Origin of the sequence: Syntrophobacter fumaroxidans MPOB, assembly GCF_000014965.1 — a bacterium.
Lineage (GTDB): Bacteria > Desulfobacterota > Syntrophobacteria > Syntrophobacterales > Syntrophobacteraceae > Syntrophobacter > Syntrophobacter fumaroxidans.
In genome coordinates, this window is record NC_008554.1 from 1,558,332 (window position 1) to 1,575,839 (window position 17,508).

Below are 17,508 nucleotides of genomic sequence, written 5' to 3' on the forward strand. Positions count from 1 at the left end.
TTCTCATAACAAAAGTTGCGCTCAAAAGGAAAACAAAAGCTTGTATTTCGCCGGGAAATCAGAAGGTCGCCCCGACTTTCATCCGCTGGAGCACGGCCCGGTCGAGCATCGCACCCAGACCGCCCCGCTCGGCCGGCGTGAAACCGAAGGCGTCCCGCCAGATGTCGTTTCCCTCCATGCACAGGTACGTGCACAGCTCGGGATCGAACGCCCGGATGCGATCCACCATGAAAGAATACATCTCCACACGTATGTCCCTGAAGTAGCGCATCTTTCCGTCGAGCCCCGGGATGAATTCACCGCAGGTGATGCGGCTGTCGGGATGCCTGGAACGGATGGAGGACTTGAGCTCCGGCATGAACCGGAAGGCGCCGAGGCTGATCCACACGACGCGCGCCGGGTCGACCGCGTCGAACAACCGCGCCAGCGTCTCGCCGTACTCTTCTTTCCAGCGAGGAAATTCGAGCATCGGGTCGAAATGGAAAGCCAGGGCGTATCCAAGCTCGGCGCAGGTTCGCGCGGCGTCGAAGCGCTGCCGCAGCGTGGCCGATTTGGTTTCTTCGCGCCAACGCACGCTTTCGGCGTTGAGGGACCACGCCACGATGGTGTGTCCACGATGATCCAGGTCCCGAAGATTTCCAATGTAATCGGTTTTCGTCTTCAGCTCGAGGACGGCGTTGGCGCGCGAGGCAAAAAACCGTACCGTCGGCCGGGAAAAGCCGGTCCACGGGTCCAGCAGAAGCGAATCCGTGAATTCCCCGGTCCCGATCCGGTAGAGCTGTCCGGGATGCGTGTCGATTTCCGCCGCGAGCTCCTCGAAGAGATCATCGGTGTTCCCGAAAAGCCTCAGGTTCGGCTGATTGAGATAGGCCTGCAGGATGCAGTAGGTGCAGTCCAGCGAACACTGCAGGCCGAAGTGGAGGATGCGATACCCGCAGCAGTTGTACTGGCGGGTTCCGGGGCAGGATTTGAGGAACCGGCCCCTGAACCGGACCACTTCCAGCACATCCGGATCGTGGACGGCCTTCTCCTGCACGCGGTCCACGACGCTCACCCCGGCGTGGGGCAGGTTTCGTCTCAGGGTTTCAACCAGCGGGCTATGGGCGACGTCCGCTTCGATCACGATTCTTCCGGGCGGCTTGAGGGCCATGGATTTCATGGATTCGGACACAGACCTCTTTCGTCGACGGCAGGGCCGTCCCCGTTCATTTCCTGCAACCCGGGACATCGTGGCGCATCAGTCGAACCAGGTTCGGGGACCGGGCAAACCGTTCCGCCGCCTCCAGGCGTAAGCGCAACTGCTCCGGGTCCGAAAAGTCGATTCTGAGCTGCCAGTCCTCCCCTTCGAACGACGGCGGGGGCACGACTTCAATCCCCCCGGGGAGCGAGGCATCCACGAGTTCCTCGGCGAATCGGTCCGCCCTCGCGCTCAAACGCGGAAATCGCCAACGCCGAAGCACTTCCCTGATTTCCTGAGTTTTCTGCCGGCGGTTTGCCCCGGGATCGGCCGCAATCCGGGTGAGCTCGCCTTCATGAAGGACTTCACGCCTGCTACGACCCTGCTGCCGCGAGATCTCATCCACTCGCTCGACAATCTCCAACTGGATGCTCGAACTGCAACGCAATATCTTGAGCAGCGCGATCATCGCATCCCGGTCCGCCTCGTCCCATTTCACGATTTCAAGTGCCGCCCGCTCGCCGATTTCCTCGGCGCCGAGCGCCGGCAGAAGCGCCCCGCCGGCATCGGCCGCCCGGCGCCAGGCTTCAACCGCGCCCGGACGCGACACGATCCCCTGCATTCCCCCAAGCTCGCGGGGCAGCCGTTCCGCCGGCACATGGCACGCCAGCTTGGAAACGATCTGCGCTTTCTCCGCGGCATTGAGCGAAGGTCCGAAAAGCCGGGCTTCGATTCGGTTCAGCATGAGCGCCGCGCGGTCCGAATCCGCCGGGAAGACCATGCATTCAACACTTTGCAGCCGACGATCCCGAGCCCATTCCAGCCGTTTGAAGCCGTCCACGATGATGAACCGGCCGGCCCGTTCGCTCAGAACCCATGGGGGATTCAGAATGCCGTGACGGTCCAGGGACCGATGAAGCGCATCGGAGGGACTGAAACGGCGAATGGCGAAGGTGCGCTCGGAAAAATCCACGCTCTCGAGCTCCACCGGCGAGTGGAAACCCCTCATATCAGCCTTCCAATCCATGGCCGGACAGCCGTTCCAGCGCTTCCAGGTAACGCTTGCGGGTGTTCTCGACGACGTCCGGCGGCAGCACCGGCGGCGGATCGGTCTTCTTCCATCCGCTGCGGACCAGGTAGTCTCTCAGGTATTGCTTGTCGAAACTCTCGGGACTGCTCCCGACGCGGTACCGATCGGCAGGCCAGAAACGGCTCGAATCCGGCGTGAGGACTTCGTCCACCAGCGTCAAACGTCCCTCCACCAGGCCGAATTCGAACTTGGTGTCGGCCAGGATGATCCCGCGCTGCCTCGCGTAGGAGGAAGCCTTCAAATATACCTTAATGGTGACGTCCCGAACCCCCTGCGCCATTTCTTCGCCGATAGCCGCCGCCATCGCGTCAAAAGAGATATTCTCGTCGTGCTCGCCCAGGGTCGCTTTCGTGGATGGGGTGAAAATAGGCTCCGGAAGCTGCTGCGCTTCCTGGAGCCCGGCGGGCAGGGCAATGCCGCACACCTGTCCGGTTTTCCGGTAGTCCTCCCACCCCGAGCCGGCGAGGTATCCCCTCACGATGCATTCCACGGGGAAGACCCGGGCCTTCTTCACCCACATGCTGCGTCCCGCCAGCACCCGTTCATAGGGCCGACACTGCTCCGGATACCGCGAGACGTCGCTGCTGATCAGGTGGTTTTCCGTCACATCACTCAAAAAACGCAGCCAGAACTCGGTGATTCGAGTCAGGATTCTGCCCTTGTCCGGCACGGGATTCGGCATGATCACGTCAAACGCGGAAATGCGATCCGTGGCGACAATCAGGAGAGAATCGCCCAAGTCGTAGATGTCTCTCACTTTCCCCCGGTTGAGCAGTTTCAAACCCGGGAAATCGGTTTCCAGGACCAGATCGGGACTGCCGGACATCGCTTCCTCCTGTTTCTGCATTCCGAACGAGACGGGCTGCCGCGCACCCCGGCAAAAAAACGACGGCGCCGCAAGTGCAAGCCGATCCGAAACGTTTCCTTCGATACTTGCGCTTCAATGACATGTTCAGGAACGAAGAACCGCCGGACCGCCCCATAACGGGGCATAACCCGGTTGACCCTCGTGGCGGCATTTGTTATCCTGCCTGCAACTGGATATCAAGTATTTCTGAGCAGATGTCAAAATAAAAGAAAATGCGGGCAGGAACGGAAGCATGAAAAAGGCCGAGAGCACCGACCGGTCATCAGGGGGTATCGCTGCACTCTTCGATGACGCCGAGCGCAAGGAGCTGTTCAGGAAATATCTTTACTTTCTTGGATGGATCGAGCTGCTCATTCTCATCATCTGCTGGCTGTACCAACTGGGAGACGGAGCCCGGGATCGGTTCGGGAACGTCGAAGCGACCTTCCCCTGGAGGGTCTATTTCGTGGTGGCCTTCCTTGTGCCCGTGGCCGTCACTTTTCTGGTCGGAGTGGTCATCGTCGGGTTCAACAAGTATTTCGGGGACCCGAAGGACTCGGCCCCCGTCGTCCCGGGCGGAGCGACCGACGAAACCGACGAAAAATCCGACCGCATCTACAAGCTCAACAGGATGGTGACCCTGCTGCGCCAACTCCCCTTCCTCGCCCTGCTGCTGTTGTTGGGAGTCGCGGTCGGGTTTTTTTACAAGCTGGACGTGATCATGTCCTTCGTGGGCAGCGTTGGAGAGAAGTCGGTCAAGGTATTTCTCATTTCGGCGGCCATTCTGCTGGGCGTGGTTTCCATTTTCGCGTTGATTCTCATCGTCCTGAATTTCCAGTTGCGGAAACGCTCCATGGAATACCAGTACCGGGCCGACGTCGCCGAGCGGTTTGGCCTTATCATCCTGGACGACAACACGGTCCTCAACAGCGAAGGCAAGCTGCTGATCAACGGCAAGAAATGGAAGGAAAGCGTTCCGCTGCTGACGTCCGAACCTCCCCGATCCGCGGGCGCGGAACCCGAGGTCGGAGGACACCCCCCCAGGACGATCGACTGCGAGACGACCTGACATCGAGTCGTTTGTCTCCATCGGAGACGGCAGCCTCCGCAAGTCCGGGGCTGGGGTACCCCGCCCCTCATTGAGTCTGGCACCACTTTCCAAAGCGAGCCGGCGTGCAGCATCCGCTTCCCCATCGCCTGTCCGACTTCGTCGTTCGGCACCACCTCATTTCCCGTGGCGACCATGTGCTCGTCGCCGTTTCCGGAGGCCCGGATTCCATCGCCCTGCTTCACCTGCTGGCTCACCAACGGGAATCCCTCGCCATCGGCCGAATCTCCGTCCTACACTTCAACCACCGGCTGCGCGGCGCGGAATCGGACGCCGACTGCGTCTTCGTGCGGTCCGTGGCCGAGAAGATGGGGTTGCCGGTCGTCTGTGGAGAAGAAGACGTGCGTCGGTATCGACAGGGACGCACGATTTCCATGGAAATGGCGGCAAGGGAGCGCCGGCACCGTTTTTTCCGGCGGTCCCTCGACCAGTACTCCGCACAGAGGATCGCCCTTGGGCATACCTCCAACGATCAGGCCGAGGAGGTCCTGCTCCGGCTGTTGCGGGGGGTCGGGCCGTCGGGCATGGAGGGGATGCGCCCTCTCGGGCCTGGAGGGGTGATCCGGCCGCTGTTGTTTGCCGGCAGGGCGGAAATCCTGGAATACCTTCACGACCTGAAAATCCCGTTCCGTGAAGATTCCTCCAACCTGGAACCCGTTTGCCGGCGCAACGTGCTGAGACTTCAAGTGCTCCCGCTCCTCGAAAAGCACTTCCATCCCCGCCTGGTCAGGACGCTCTCGCGCCACGCCCGACTGGTCGCCGAAGAGGAATCCTGGTGGTCGGACCGCATGCGCGCCATGTGGCCGGAAATCTGCCCGTCCGAAACCTCCGGCCGCGTCGAACTGGATCGCGAGGCGCTCCGCACGCTTCATCCCGCCCTGCAAAGGCGGGTGTTCCGCCACGCCGTCGAGCGGTTCCAGGGGCATCTCATGGGGATTTCCACGGCGCACGTTCTGGCCCTGTGCAGGCTTGCCGCAACCGATGCGTCCGGGAAGGAAATCCATCTTCCGGGCGGCTTGAGGGCCGTGGCGGAGGGGCACCGCATTTTTCTGGCACTCGCTTCGGAAGCCGCCGGTCCTGTGGCGCCGGCGGCAGGGCGTCTCATCGTCCCAGCTCCGGGACGGTACGATTACGCGGGGATGACTATCGATATCCGGAAGGAGGTTTCCGCCAAACCGGGGAGCGGGGCCTTGCCGACCCCGGTGCCGAACGCCGCTCACATGGACGCGGACGCAATCCGCTGGCCGATGACCATCAGATCGTGGAAACCCGGCGACCGTTTTCGCCCGCTCGGACTGCACGGCACAAAGAAGCTCCAGGACTTCTTCACCGATTCCAAGATCCCCCGTTCCGAGCGCCGTCGGATTCCCCTTCTGTGCGACGGGGAGAAGATCTGCTGGGTGGTCGGCCGCAGGCTCGACGATCGGGTCAAGGTGACTCCGCAAACCAAAGAAATCATCGTGGCTGAATTGATCTGACCGACTCGGCACGGTCAGGCGTGTTTATCGCACCGGCGGCTCCGAGCGGTCATCCAGCCGTTTCGGCTTCTGCGTGCGCGCCCCCAGAAACTCCTCCCGGCTGAGGTACCCGTCGCCGTTGACGTCCATCCGCCGGAACCGCCGTTCGGCCTGCACCGCTGAGCCGGACATGAACTCGTCATGAGACACCTTGCCGTCACGGCTGGCATCCATACCCTGGAACCGGGGCTGCGCCCCTCTGGGGGGCGCTCCGCCCCGGCGCTCCGCGGCGTCTTTTCGGGCTTTGTCCACTTGATCGCCGGTGAAATACCCGTCACCGTGGGTGTCCAACCTGCCGAAAAGCCTTTCCGCCCGTGCCTTCGCATCCGAAACAAATTCGTCGTGACTGACCCTGCCGTCGTAGTCGGTATCCAGGGCATCGAATCGCGCCTGGCGGTCCGGACCGCTCATTTGCGCACCCGCCGCTCCGGCGGCGAATATTATGGTCATGGCGACCGCAAGCTGAAGAAATCCGATTGATCGACTCATTGGTCTGGCTCCCGATCGGGGTTTTCATTTGCCGCATGGCCGGGAACAACGCGGCGCATTCCGCAAATACGCGGCCACCGGCCGCATCGTGAGCGTCCCGGTTTTCCCGATGACCGCGAGATGACCCGCAATCCATGGAACGGAAAAAGAACCGAAACTACACTTGAAACCGGGCGGAAAAGCCGCTCCCGAGGGTCACTCCAGAACCTGCGCGGACTATTCCGGCATGAACGGCAAGCCTTCAAACGAAGGCTGCAGGTCGGCGACGATCCGCTCCAAGGTTTCCAGCAGCTCATCCCGGGGGCAAACGATCACGACGCCGGTTCGCCTGACCTTGATTTCCACTTCACCCTTTTGCAGCAACTTCTGACTCACGACGACCCGAATGGGGACCCCCAGCAGGTCCGCATCCTTGAGTTTCACTCCCGGGGATTCGTCGCGATCGTCATAGATGGTGTCATAATGGGCGCCAAGTCGTTCATAGAGTGCTTGCGCCGCCTCCAGGATTTCGGGTTTCCTGCCCAGTGAACAGAGAATCACCTGGAATGGCGCGATGCTGTATGGAAAGCTCATGCCGCCCTCGTCGTGCCACTGCTCAACCGCGGACGCCATCAGCCGCTCAACGCCTATGCCGTAGCATCCCATGACCACACGCTGCTGATTCCCCGCGGCATCGAGATACGTGGCGTCCATGCTTTCCGCGGCGGTGTATTTCGTGCCCAGTTTGAACGTGTGCCCCAGCTCGATCCCCCGCCGGATACGCAGAATCCCCTCGGCGCACCGGGTGCAGCGGTCGCCGTCGCGCACCTCCGCGAGATCGGCCGCATCGAAGGGCGTGAAATCGCGCCCGCAGACGACGTTCCTGTAGTGGACGTCGGGCGCGTTTCCACCCGCAACAAAGGGAGCCGGCCCCGTCACCGAGGCGTCGCACACGATCTTCACACCGTGCAGGCCCACCGGAGAGAGGAACCCGGCATGCAGCCCCCTGGCCGAAAGACTTTTTTCAGGGGCAAAATCCACCTTGACGGCCTTCAGGTGGTTGGCGAGCTTGGTGGCGGAAACGGAAAAATCTCCTCTTATGACCGCCAAAACCAGCTCGCCGTCGGCTTCATAGGCCACGGTCTTGAGGAGGCGGTCTTCGGGACAGTCGAAAAAGCGCATCAGGTCCGCGATGGTTTTTATCCCCGGCGTGGGAACCGCTTCCATCGGGGGCGGAGCATCGCCCGAATACTTCACCGGGGGAATCAGGCCCTGCGCTTTTTCGGTGTTGGCCCGATAGTCGCACTGCGTGCACACGACGAACCGGTCCTCGCCGTTGGGGGATTCGAGCATGAATTCATGCGAACCCGTTCCGCCCATGATGCCCGAATCGGCCTCGATGGGCACGGTCGTCAGCCCGCACCGGGTGAATATCCTCAGGTAGGCGTTGAAAATCCTCGGATAGTAGGCGTCCAGATCGGCAAAATCGGGATGAAAGCTGTAGGCGTCGTTCATGAAGAATTCCCGAACCCGGAGCAACCCGGCCCTCGGACGCGCCTCATCGCGGATTTTCGTCTGGATCTGGTAGAGCATCACGGGCAGGTGACGGTATGAGCGCAGAAACTGCCTCGCAATATCGGTGATCACTTCCTCGTGAGTCATGGCCAGAACGAATTCCCTGTCTTTGCGGTCTTTGATCCGGAATAGCTCCTGGCCGATATCGTAATACCGTGACGATTTCTTCCAAAGCTCGGCAGGGTTGAGAACCGGCATGGTGACCTCAAGCCCCTCGATGGCGTTCAGTTCTTCACGCAGAATGGCCTTTATCTTCTCGGCGACCCGGTGCCCCAGGGGCAGCAATGAATAGACTCCCGCCGCCACGGGGTGAATGTAGCAGCCGCGCAGAAGCAGGATATGCGATGGGGTCTCCGCTTCCTTGGGGACTTCGAACAGCGTATGGATAAAGTATTTCGAATAACGCATCGGTTCCGCCGCCTTTCTGCCATCCTCTGTATTATTGAAGCACTATCGATCCTCGACACGCGTGGCCACTGACCTTGCGACACTATCACGTTCGGCATTCCGACCACAATAATAAATCGGGGACGCCGCGCATGGAAGCATGGTCGCCGAGCCCTTTCCCGGCAAGGCATCAAGGCCGTTCGGCCCGTCTTGACAGCCCCGAGGCGCTCTCTTAGTTTGTACATGAACCGGGGTTTGCGGGGCAATTGACGCGGTGTTCCTCTATTGTTGGGTATGGTATATATAAACATTAATGAGTCTTACTTGGAGGGCGGGCTCCGGCGGTTGCAGGTCGTCGCATGGTCACGGATTCACCGCTGACGTCACGGGCGGAGCCGGACGCACGGAAGCCCGCACGTGAGTGTGATTGTCCCGGGAGAGTGATGTGGTGAGAGACACGATGCTGAGCAAGCTTGCTGAAATGAAGCGACGAATGGACGCGCTTTATGCGGAGAGCTTCAAGCCTGAGAATGAGCAATCTGCGGATGTGGAAACCGCTGCCGTGGATTGGGAGCCGTCGGCGGACATTACGGAACGGGAAGACGCGGTCCGATTTTTCATCGACCTGCCCGGAGTGCTCGAGTCGGAGCTCACGGTTGAAGTTGCCGATAACAGGCTGGTGGTAAGGGGAAAGCGGGAAATTCCGATTGAGGACGCGCCGGCATCAGCCTGCCGGTGTCATCGGGAGCGGCCTTATGGGTCTTTCCGCAGGGTGTTTGCCATTCCCGGCGATTGCCTCACCGAATCCATCGGCGCCGAGCTGAAAGCCGGGGTCTTGTCCATCGAGATCCCCAGGCAGGCCCCGCACCGCGGCTCCGCTCACAAGGTTGAAGTTCGTTCGGAGTGACGCCGACCGGGGGTTGCGGGAATCCCCTCTTGCCAAGTTCGGAACCGGGAGGATCGTCCGGGTGTTTTCCCGGACCGTGGGGATCGATGATCGAACGACAGACGGGCGGATTCCGCCCGGTGTCCCGGCAGGAGCCTCAGGCTCGCAGGACGCCGTCGCTCAAGGAGGTTTTCCATATGGGAAGCAGGTTTCGCACGACAGTTCTCCTGGCGGCACTCACCGCGTTGATCATATGGATCGGGGGTGCGGTCGGAGGTTCTCACGGCATGATGATAGCCTTCGTTTTGGCGCTCGTCATGAACGTGGGCAGTTATTGGTTCTCGGACAAGATCGTTTTGGCCATGTACCGGGCGCAGCCGTTGAGTGAGGCCGACGCCCCGCAGATTTACCGGATTGTCAGAGAGCTCTCCGCGTCGGCCAACCTGCCGATGCCGAGGGTCTACCTGATTCCGGAATCCGCGCCGAACGCTTTCGCGACCGGCAGAAACCCGGAAAATGCAGTGATTGCTGTGACTGAAGGCCTGTGGCGCATTCTCACCCCGGATGAAATTCGAGGGGTGCTCGCACACGAACTGGCTCATGTGAAAAATCGCGACATCCTGGTGAGCTCAATCGCGGCGACCCTGGCCGGTGTGGTCATGATTCTCGCCAGGATGGCGCAGTGGGGAGCCTTGTTCGGCGGGGGGCGCAGCAGCAGTGACGAAGACAGCGGCGGAGGGATGCTCGGGCTGGTGGTTACTGCGATCCTGGCACCCATTGCGGCCATGCTGATACAGCTCGCCATTTCGAGGTCGCGCGAATATCTCGCCGACGAGACCGGGGCCGCCTTCTCGCACAACCCGGAATCCCTTGCGCGGGCGCTGGAAAAACTGGCCATGGCCTCGCACCAGAACCCCATGGAGGACGCCAGCCCGTCCACGGCGCATCTCTTCATCGTGAATCCTCTTTCCGGACGGTCACTCGCCAACCTCTTCAGCACTCATCCCCCCATCGAAGAGCGCATACGGCGACTGCGCTCCATGTGATCCCTTCCGCCCGTTCCCGTTCCTCGGGTCCCCGGACCGTCTGACCGGCGCACGGGGACCCGACTCGACGACCGATTGCACCGGAATGGGAATCGAGAGGCGAGGTGCGTGCTTTTGACACGCCTCGTGTGACGGGCATTTCGCTTCCCGGGGGTTCGGCCCGGACAAGGGCGGAGAATCTTCGTTTCGACGGCATTCTCAGGTTTTCCTGGTTGTCATGGGTTTGCGATGTGTGCCGCCGTCGGATCGGCTGCGGAACTGCGACTTTATTTGACAGCAGGGTGTTTTTCCGCTACACAGTTCTGTGGACCGGTCCTGCAAACCTTTTGTCAGCCGTGATGGAGGATGTTGTTCAGCCCGCTTCGGCGCATGCGACCGAAGAAAGCCGGTTTTGCGGTTGCCGGCCCCCGCAATTCGATTGTTGGTAGGAAGTTCTGCCGCCCAACTCTTCCCGAGTCCGTCATTCCCGGCCCCCTTTGCCTATCCGAAGCAGTTTCAGGGGACCTCGATTGCGCTCGGAGCTGAGCGCGCAGAAGATGGATCGCCGATGCCGCGGAAGGCCGGCGGCGGCGAACCGCAGACGTCGTGTTCCTGGAGAGAGAGAATGCCATGGCGAATGTAGTCATCGTTGGAAGCCAGTGGGGAGATGAAGGGAAAGGGAAGATCGTCGACCTTTTCACCGAGAAGGCGGATTACGTCGTTCGCTTCCAGGGCGGGAACAATGCCGGCCATACCCTGGTCGTAAACGGTGAGAAGCATATTTTTCACCTCGTTCCTTCGGGTATCCTGCACAAGGGGAAAGTCTGCATGATCGGCAACGGGGTAGTGGTCGACCCCGGTGTGCTCATCCGGGAAATGGACAGGCTGCACGAAGCCGGGATCCCCGTGACGCGGGAGAACCTGCTGATCAGCCGCTACGCCCACGTCATCATGCCTTATCACCGCGCCATGGACAATGCCCGGGAAAACCGGAAGGGAAAAACGAAGATCGGAACCACGGGCCGGGGAATCGGCCCCTGTTACGAGGATAAAGTGGCGCGATGCGGCGTGAGGATTCACGACTTGTCCGATCCCAAAACGCTGGGGGAAAAGATCCGGCGCAACCTGGAGGAGAAGAATTTCCTCCTGGAACGGTTTTTCGGCGAAAAGCCGCTCGATGCCGCCGCCATGGAACAGGAATACCTGGCCTACGGCGAGCGGCTCGCGCCCCTGGTGGACAACGTTTCCGAACGGTTGCAGGAAGCGGTCCGTGAAGGAAGGAACATCCTTTTTGAAGGAGCGCAGGGAACCCACCTCGACATCGATCACGGAACCTATCCATTCGTGACTTCATCCAACACCGTCGCCGGGAACGCCGCATGCGGTTCGGGAATCGGCCCGACGAGAATCGACAGGGTGCTCGGAGTGGTAAAGGCTTACACGACCCGCGTCGGCGGAGGTCCCTTCCCTTCGGAACTGCTCGACGAAACCGGGGAACGAATGCGCACCAGGGGCGGAGAATTCGGGGCCACAACCGGCCGGCCAAGGCGTTGCGGGTGGTTGGACATGGTCGTGGTAAAGACGGCGATTCGCCTCAACGGCCTGTCCGGATTGCTGATCACCAAGCTCGACGTCCTGACGGGAATACCGAAGCTGAAAATCGTCACATCCTATAAATGCGGCCCCAGGAAGATCGAATTCATGCCTCCCGAGTTGGAGGCATTGGAGGCCTGCGAACCGGTCTATGAAGAATTCCACGGATGGGAGGAAGATATCGGCTCAGTCCGGAAATTCACCGACCTGCCGGTCAATACGCGGCGATATCTGCAAGCCCTGGAGGAAATGGCAGGCGTTCCGCTCATGGTCGTTTCGGTGGGACCGGCACGCGACGAGACCATTGTCCTCGAATATCCGTTCTAGCGGGACGCTTCGCGGGTCCCCTGCGCTCAAATCGTAACCGCGCGCCACCCCCGCGGGAACCGGTATCCGGAGAACCCTTGAAATCCGGACCTTCTCCCGCGCGGGAGTGACCGGCAGACAACCGACCCACATGACCCGGTATCGAGTCCCGTTCGAGAGCGGGCTTGGTCTCATCGTGCCCGCGATCATCCGGAAAATCCATGGCCGATGATCTCCGGGCGTCACCGTGAGCCGCCGGTCCCCGCCGGCATGCGGAACGGCCGGACAGCCGACCGGTTCAGCCGCCGGGGGGAATAACCGTGAAGTTCTAGTCGAGCTCCTGTTCCAGGTCCTTGAAACAGTCTTCCATCCGGTACAGCGCCTTGTCCAATTCGTCGAGCCTCCGGGCGAGGAGTAATTCGCGGGCCGTGTCTCGAATCTCGACGATGCGGCCCATCATTTTGAGCACCGGTCTTTTTTCGCCTTCGGGGATGGCCGGGTCTTTTGCAATTCTTGAAAGAACCTCCGCCATCTGGTAGAGAGAGGGCTCTTCGTCGAGCACCCGGTCGTACCGGTGGTCTTTCAGAAGCTTCGATAGGTTCGGGAGATTGCCGCGCAGCCCGGCCGAGCCGTAGACGGCCTGGATCCGGACGTCGATCTGCATGAGCTTGCTCATTTTTTCCCTTTCACATGTCGTGCGGCACCTGCTTCGAAGAGCCGATGCGTTGCGTTGGCGCCCATATCGAGGTTCATTTCCCGCCCAAAGAACGGATACCCCGTCTGATCCATACCTTACACCAGGCTGAAAGCAAAGGGTATGATGATCGACGTCAAAGTGGCGGGGACGCGCGGATATGCACCACGCAATTCACGGGTCCCCTCTGCCTGCATGTTCCGTTCGTCGCGTGTTCCCCGTGTCTCTTTCTTCACCTGCCCGCCCGCGATCTTTGGCGGTCGCCGTGCGTGCGCGGGACAGGCGTACCCCACCAGTAAACCATCAGTTCAACGCCGCGGTCGCCGTGCGTGCGCGGGACAGGCTTTGCGTGACGGCTGTTTGTGCCCACTCGGCGGTTTCGCCCGCCTAAAGGATTGACACCGCTGCGGGTCTCAAGTATGGTGACTTTGATAAAACAGGCACGCCACGCGCACTTCACCGGCAACAATTGTGCATCGTCTCGGCCTCGGGAAAGCGAGAGCCCACCGGGCATGGTTGTCGCGTTTCCTTTTGGCGAAATTTGCCAATTGCGGCACTGAAATTCCAGGTTTTCGGCAGATTGAATACTGGTGTCACGGTTGAGAAAAATCCAACATTAGAAAAGGAGGGATGATTCGGTTTCAGGTTTGTGAATCGAAGTTACAAGTGTTCAGAGCACTGATTGCGTAGAGTTGATTGCATAGGGCTGATTGCGTAAAGCTGATTGATTGCATCCCGTTCGGACGAATTTGCCGCGGTCGTGACCGTGAGGCGGGGCGCCTCCCGTTGATCCTCTCCTGTTCATGACAGGAGAGAAACCTGTTGAAGACGGGGCCTGCGCCGGGCACCGCCTCATCGGGGGGGACCGCGTCGCGGCATGACTGCGGGATTCGGACGGTCGTGATGCGCGGCAAGAGCAGTTCAAGAGAAAGGACGCAGAGTATGAAGCTGACACGGAGAGATTTTCTCAAAATCTCTAGCGCAGCCACTGCGGGTCTCGCCTTGAGCGGGATGGGATTCAATCTCACTCCGGTACAGGCTTACACGTGGGAACTGCGCACCAAGGACGCCAAGGAAACCCCCACCATCTGCTGCTACTGTGCGGTGGGATGCGGAATCATCTGCCACACCGACAAGAAGACCGGTCAAGTCATCTACACCGAAGGGGATGCAGACCATCCCATCAACGGAGGATCCCTTTGCGCAAAGGGAGCTTCATCGTATCAACTCGCCCAGAACCCCAAGCGCGTCACCAAGGTCCTCTACCGTGCGCCGAACAGTGACAAGTGGGTCGCCAAGGACTGGAAGTGGGCGCTCCAGGAAATCGCCAAACGGGTCAAGAAGAGCCGGGATGCGAGTTTCGTCGAGAAGAACGCCCAGGGCCAGATCGTCAACCGCTGCATGGGAATCGCATCGGTGGGCAGCGCCGCCATGGACAACGAGGAGTGCTGGATATACCAGGCCATGCTTCGCGCCCTCGGGCTGGTATACATCGAACATCAGGCCCGCATTTGACACAGCGCCACTGTAGCGGCTCTGGCAGAGTCGTACGGACGCGGCGCAATGACCAACCACTGGATCGACCTCGCAAACGCGGACTGCATCCTCATCATGGGGAGCAACGCGGCGGAGAACCATCCCATTTCGTTCCGGTGGGTGATGAAGGCGAAGGACAAGGGGGCCGTGGTCATCAACGTGGATCCGCGCTTCACGAAGACTTCGACAAAATCCGACATCTACGCACCCCTGCGGTCCGGAACAGACATCGCCTTTCTGGGCGGCATGATCAAACATATTCTCGAAAACAAGAAATTCTTCAATGATTACGTGATCAACTACACCAACGCCTCATACATTGTCGGAGAGAAATTCGATTTCAAGGACGGCCTGTTTTCCGGCTACAACGCCGAAAAACGCTCCTACGACAAGTCTTCCTGGGCTTATGAGCTCGACGAGAAGGGCGTCCCCAAGAAGGACCTCACGCTCCAGAACCCGCGTTGTGTGTTCCAGTTGCTCGCGAAGCACTACAGCCGGTATGACCTCGATACCGTCTCGAAGGTGACCGGAACTCCGAAAGACGATCTCACGAAAGTCTACGAAGCCTACAGCGCCACCGGTGTTCCCGACAAGGCCGGCACCATCATGTACGCCATGGGCTGGTGCCAGCATTCGGTGGGGGTCCAGAATATTCGGACCATGTCCATCATCCAGCTGCTCCTGGGGAACATGGGGATTGCCGGCGGCGGCGTGAACGCCCTGCGTGGCGAATCCAACGTGCAGGGGTCGACGGACCAGGGTTTGCTTTTCCACATCCTGCCCGGCTACCTGCCGACCCCGGCGGCTTCGCTGGCAACACTCGCGGATTACAACAAGAAGAACACTCCCGTCAGCAAGGATCCGTTGAGCGCCAACTGGTGGCAGAACCGTCCCAAGTACCTGGTAAGCCTCCTCAAGACGCTGTATGGCGATGCCGCCAAACCGGAAAACGAATTCGCCTACGGCTGGCTTCCCAAGATCGATGACGGCAAGGCATACAGCTGGCTCGATCTCTTCGACGCCATGTACAAGAAGGAGTTCACCGGCTTCTTCTCGTGGGGGCAGAACCCCGCCTGCAGCGGCGCCAATTCGAACAAGACCCGGCAAGCCATGGCCAACCTGGACTGGATGGTCGTCGTCAACCTGTTCGAGAACGAAACGGCGTCTTTCTGGAAAGGCCCCGGCATGAACCCGAAGAAGACCAAGACGGAGGTATTCTTCCTGCCGTGCTGCGCGTTTCTCGAAAAGGAAGGGTCGATTGCCAACAGCGGTCGCTGGGCGCAGTGGCGTTACAAGGCCCAGGAACCCGCCGGTCAATCGCTGCCCGACGGCGACATCATTTACGAGCTGTTCCTGGAAATCCGCAAGCTTTACCAGAAACCCGGAGGAAAGTTCCCCGACCCGATTTTGAAGCTCCAGTGGAATTACGCCGCCAACCACAAGTTCGATCCCCACCTGGTGGCAAAGGAGATCAACGGGTACTGGCTCAAGGACACCACCGTGGGCGACAAGACGTTCAAGAAGGGGGATCTCGTCCCCGCTTTCGCCATGCTCAAGGATGACGGTTCGACGTCCTGCGGCAACTGGATCTACTGCCAGAGCTACAACCAGGATGGGAACAACATGGCCCGCCGCGACAAGACCGACGACAGCGGCATCGGCCTTTACCCGAAGTGGGCGTGGGCCTGGCCGGTCAACCGCAGGATCATTTACAACCGCGCCTCCGTGGATCCTGCCGGAAAGCCGTGGAACCCGAAGAAGGCGGTCATCGAGTTCGTCGGAGAGGTCAAGGACGGAAAGTACACCACTCAGAAATGGAAGGGCGACGTTCCCGACGGACCGTGGTATCCGCTCAAGAACCCCGACGGATCCGCCAGGGAAGACGGCAAGCTGGCATTCATCATGAAGCCGGACGGATACGCTTCCATCTATGGTCCGGGATTGGCCGACGGTCCTTTCCCCGAGCATTACGAACCCCTGGAATGCCCGGTGGAGAAAAACCTGTTCAGTTCCCGGATCACCAACCCGGTGGCGGCGGTATTCGGCACCGAAAAAGACATCATCAAGTCGTGCGACCCGAAATTCCCGTTTGTGGGGACAACCTACCGCGTCACCGAGCATTGGCAGACGGGTGTTCTCACCCGCTGGCTCCCGTGGCTCCTCGAAGCCGAACCGCAGCTGTTCGTGGAAATGAGCGAAGAGCTCGCCAAGCTCAAGGAAATCAAGAACGGCGACAAGGTCATTGTGGAGTCTCCTCGAGGGAGCGTCGAAGCGGTGGCCATCGTCACCAAGCGGTGGAAGCCGTTCCAAATACAAGACCAGGAAGTGCATCAGGTCGGTCTGCCATGGCATTTCGGATGGGTCTGGCCGCCTGAAGGGGGTGACAGCGCCAACCTGCTGACTCCTTCCGTGGGAGATCCGAATACCCGTATTCCGGAATCCAAAGCATTCATGGTCAATGTGCGGAAGAAAGGATAAGCCATGGCGGGAAAGAGCTTTTTTATCGATACGACTCGGTGCACGGCCTGTCGAGGCTGCCAGATAGCCTGCAAGAATTGGAACAGGAACGAGGGGTCGTTGACCAAAAACACGGGAAGCCACCAGAACCCTCCTGATTTCGATGCCAATACCTTCAAGCTGGTCCGATTCAGCGAGGTGGAAAACGAAGGAAAGGTGGCATGGTACTTCTTTGCGGATCAGTGCCGCCATTGTCTCGTTCCTCCTTGCAAGGACGTCATCGAAGGCACCGTTCCCGACTCCGTGATTCAGGACGAGGCCACGGGAGCGGTGGTTTACACGGAAAAAACCGCTGAAGCCCCTCTTGACGACGTTCGCGAGTCGTGTCCCTACGATGTGCCGCGCAAGAAGGACAAAGGCCCGTTCGTGAAATGCACGATGTGCATCGACCGCGTGAGTAACGGTCTGGTGCCGGCCTGCGTCAAGATCTGTCCGACCGGGGCGATGAACTTCGGGGATCGGGACGAGATACTGGCCATGGCCAAGGATCGCGTCGAGAAACTCAAACCCAGGTACCCGAAGGCGCAACTGCTGGATGCCAACGAAGTTCGTGTGATCTTCCTGGTGGTCGATGACCCGAGAAAGTATCACAAGAAGGCCGTCGCGAGCCTGAGCCCCGGTATTCAGCGACCGGCCGGGAAGAGCACGCTTGCGGGACCCGCCCGCAGGGTGCTCAAGACCGTCCTGGGTGTGTGATGCAGGATTGTACGTGACTCTGCCGGAAATGGTTGTTCCGCGTCCCAGCGACGGGCGCATCGGGAAAAACGGTTTCCGGTCCGTAG

The 17,508-nt window shown here is 60.2% G+C and carries 13 protein-coding genes; 7 read left to right on the plus strand and 6 right to left on the minus strand.

What is annotated here, in order from left to right:
• Nucleotides 1-58 precede the first annotated feature (58 nt).
• From SFUM_RS06585 to SFUM_RS06595, 3 genes are read right to left on the minus strand one after another with little or no spacing between them, the layout of a single operon-like run.
• Entirely contained in the window at nt 59-1,171 is a 1,113-nt protein-coding gene (locus SFUM_RS06585; RefSeq protein WP_150109449.1) for an SPL family radical SAM protein, read from the minus strand.
• Nucleotides 1,172-1,205: 34 nt separating this feature from the next.
• Nucleotides 1,206-2,204: a ParB N-terminal domain-containing protein gene (locus tag SFUM_RS06590; protein WP_083763971.1), complete on the minus strand. Its 999-nt coding sequence runs from the start codon at nt 2,202-2,204 to the stop codon at nt 1,206-1,208.
• Nucleotides 2,188-3,093, minus strand: a complete 906-nt coding sequence (locus SFUM_RS06595) for a phosphoribosylaminoimidazolesuccinocarboxamide synthase (protein WP_011698126.1) — start codon at nt 3,091-3,093, stop codon at nt 2,188-2,190. The genes SFUM_RS06590 and SFUM_RS06595 overlap by 17 nt, the downstream gene beginning before the upstream one ends.
• A 274-nt stretch (nt 3,094-3,367) precedes the next feature.
• Here SFUM_RS06595 and SFUM_RS06600 point away from each other — a divergent pair, with 274 nt between their 5' ends.
• Nucleotides 3,368-4,183, plus strand: coding sequence for a hypothetical protein (locus SFUM_RS06600; protein WP_011698127.1), 816 nt, complete (start codon nt 3,368-3,370; stop codon nt 4,181-4,183).
• 104 nt (nt 4,184-4,287) lie between these two features.
• Entirely contained in the window at nt 4,288-5,700 is a 1,413-nt protein-coding gene (gene tilS / locus SFUM_RS06605) for a tRNA lysidine(34) synthetase TilS (protein ID WP_011698128.1), read from the plus strand.
• Nucleotides 5,701-5,724: 24 nt separating this feature from the next.
• On the opposite strand, the gene SFUM_RS21515 is transcribed toward tilS, so the two are convergent.
• Entirely contained in the window at nt 5,725-6,228 is a 504-nt protein-coding gene (locus SFUM_RS21515; RefSeq protein ID WP_011698129.1) for an EF-hand domain-containing protein, read from the minus strand.
• A 216-nt stretch (nt 6,229-6,444) separates the two neighbouring features.
• Nucleotides 6,445-8,190: a proline--tRNA ligase gene (locus tag SFUM_RS06615; RefSeq protein ID WP_011698130.1), complete on the minus strand. Its 1,746-nt coding sequence runs from the start codon at nt 8,188-8,190 to the stop codon at nt 6,445-6,447.
• Between the two features lie 424 nt (nt 8,191-8,614).
• Between SFUM_RS06615 and SFUM_RS06620 the strand changes: the two genes are divergently transcribed.
• The 3 genes from SFUM_RS06620 to SFUM_RS06630 all read left to right on the plus strand — a co-directional run bounded on the left by SFUM_RS06620 (nt 8,615) and on the right by SFUM_RS06630 (nt 12,000).
• Nucleotides 8,615-9,076 carry an Hsp20/alpha crystallin family protein gene (locus tag SFUM_RS06620; RefSeq protein ID WP_049766306.1) on the plus strand — a complete coding sequence of 154 codons (462 nt, stop codon included), beginning with the start codon at nt 8,615-8,617 and terminating at the stop codon, nt 9,074-9,076.
• Between the two features lie 176 nt (nt 9,077-9,252).
• Nucleotides 9,253-10,101 (plus strand): zinc metalloprotease HtpX, encoded by an 849-nt coding sequence (gene htpX / locus SFUM_RS06625; RefSeq protein WP_011698132.1) that lies wholly within the window; start codon nt 9,253-9,255, stop codon nt 10,099-10,101.
• A gap of 609 nt (nt 10,102-10,710) precedes the next feature.
• Entirely contained in the window at nt 10,711-12,000 is a 1,290-nt protein-coding gene (locus SFUM_RS06630) for an adenylosuccinate synthase (RefSeq protein ID WP_011698134.1), read from the plus strand.
• Between the two features lie 307 nt (nt 12,001-12,307).
• On the opposite strand, the gene SFUM_RS06635 is transcribed toward SFUM_RS06630, so the two are convergent.
• Nucleotides 12,308-12,655: a hypothetical protein gene (locus SFUM_RS06635; protein ID WP_011698135.1), complete on the minus strand. Its 348-nt coding sequence runs from the start codon at nt 12,653-12,655 to the stop codon at nt 12,308-12,310.
• A 960-nt stretch (nt 12,656-13,615) separates the two neighbouring features.
• Between SFUM_RS06635 and fdnG the strand changes: the two genes are divergently transcribed.
• Together fdnG and SFUM_RS06650 are read left to right on the plus strand one after the other, a co-directional pair.
• Nucleotides 13,616-16,687, plus strand: a complete 3,072-nt coding sequence (gene fdnG / locus SFUM_RS06645; protein WP_150109450.1) for a formate dehydrogenase-N subunit alpha — start codon at nt 13,616-13,618, stop codon at nt 16,685-16,687.
• 3 nt (nt 16,688-16,690) lie between these two features.
• Entirely contained in the window at nt 16,691-17,422 is a 732-nt protein-coding gene (locus SFUM_RS06650; RefSeq protein WP_011698138.1) for a 4Fe-4S dicluster domain-containing protein, read from the plus strand.
• Nucleotides 17,423-17,508 lie beyond the last annotated feature (86 nt).

Excerpts from the sequence above, each read along its gene's own strand:
- SFUM_RS06590 (WP_083763971.1), bottom strand. The coding sequence starts at position 2,204 with ATGGATTGGAAGGCTGATATGAGGGGTTTCCACTCGCCGGTGGAGCTC.
- SFUM_RS06595 (WP_011698126.1), bottom strand. The coding sequence starts at position 3,093 with ATGTCCGGCAGTCCCGATCTGGTCCTGGAAACCGATTTCCCGGGTTTG.
- SFUM_RS06600 (WP_011698127.1), top strand. The coding sequence starts at position 3,368 with ATGAAAAAGGCCGAGAGCACCGACCGGTCATCAGGGGGTATCGCTGCA.
- SFUM_RS21515 (WP_011698129.1), bottom strand. The coding sequence starts at position 6,228 with ATGAGTCGATCAATCGGATTTCTTCAGCTTGCGGTCGCCATGACCATA.
- SFUM_RS06615 (WP_011698130.1), bottom strand. The coding sequence starts at position 8,190 with ATGCGTTATTCGAAATACTTTATCCATACGCTGTTCGAAGTCCCCAAG.
- htpX (WP_011698132.1), top strand. The coding sequence starts at position 9,253 with ATGGGAAGCAGGTTTCGCACGACAGTTCTCCTGGCGGCACTCACCGCG.
- SFUM_RS06630 (WP_011698134.1), top strand. The coding sequence starts at position 10,711 with ATGGCGAATGTAGTCATCGTTGGAAGCCAGTGGGGAGATGAAGGGAAA.
- SFUM_RS06635 (WP_011698135.1), bottom strand. The coding sequence starts at position 12,655 with ATGAGCAAGCTCATGCAGATCGACGTCCGGATCCAGGCCGTCTACGGC.
- SFUM_RS06650 (WP_011698138.1), top strand. The coding sequence starts at position 16,691 with ATGGCGGGAAAGAGCTTTTTTATCGATACGACTCGGTGCACGGCCTGT.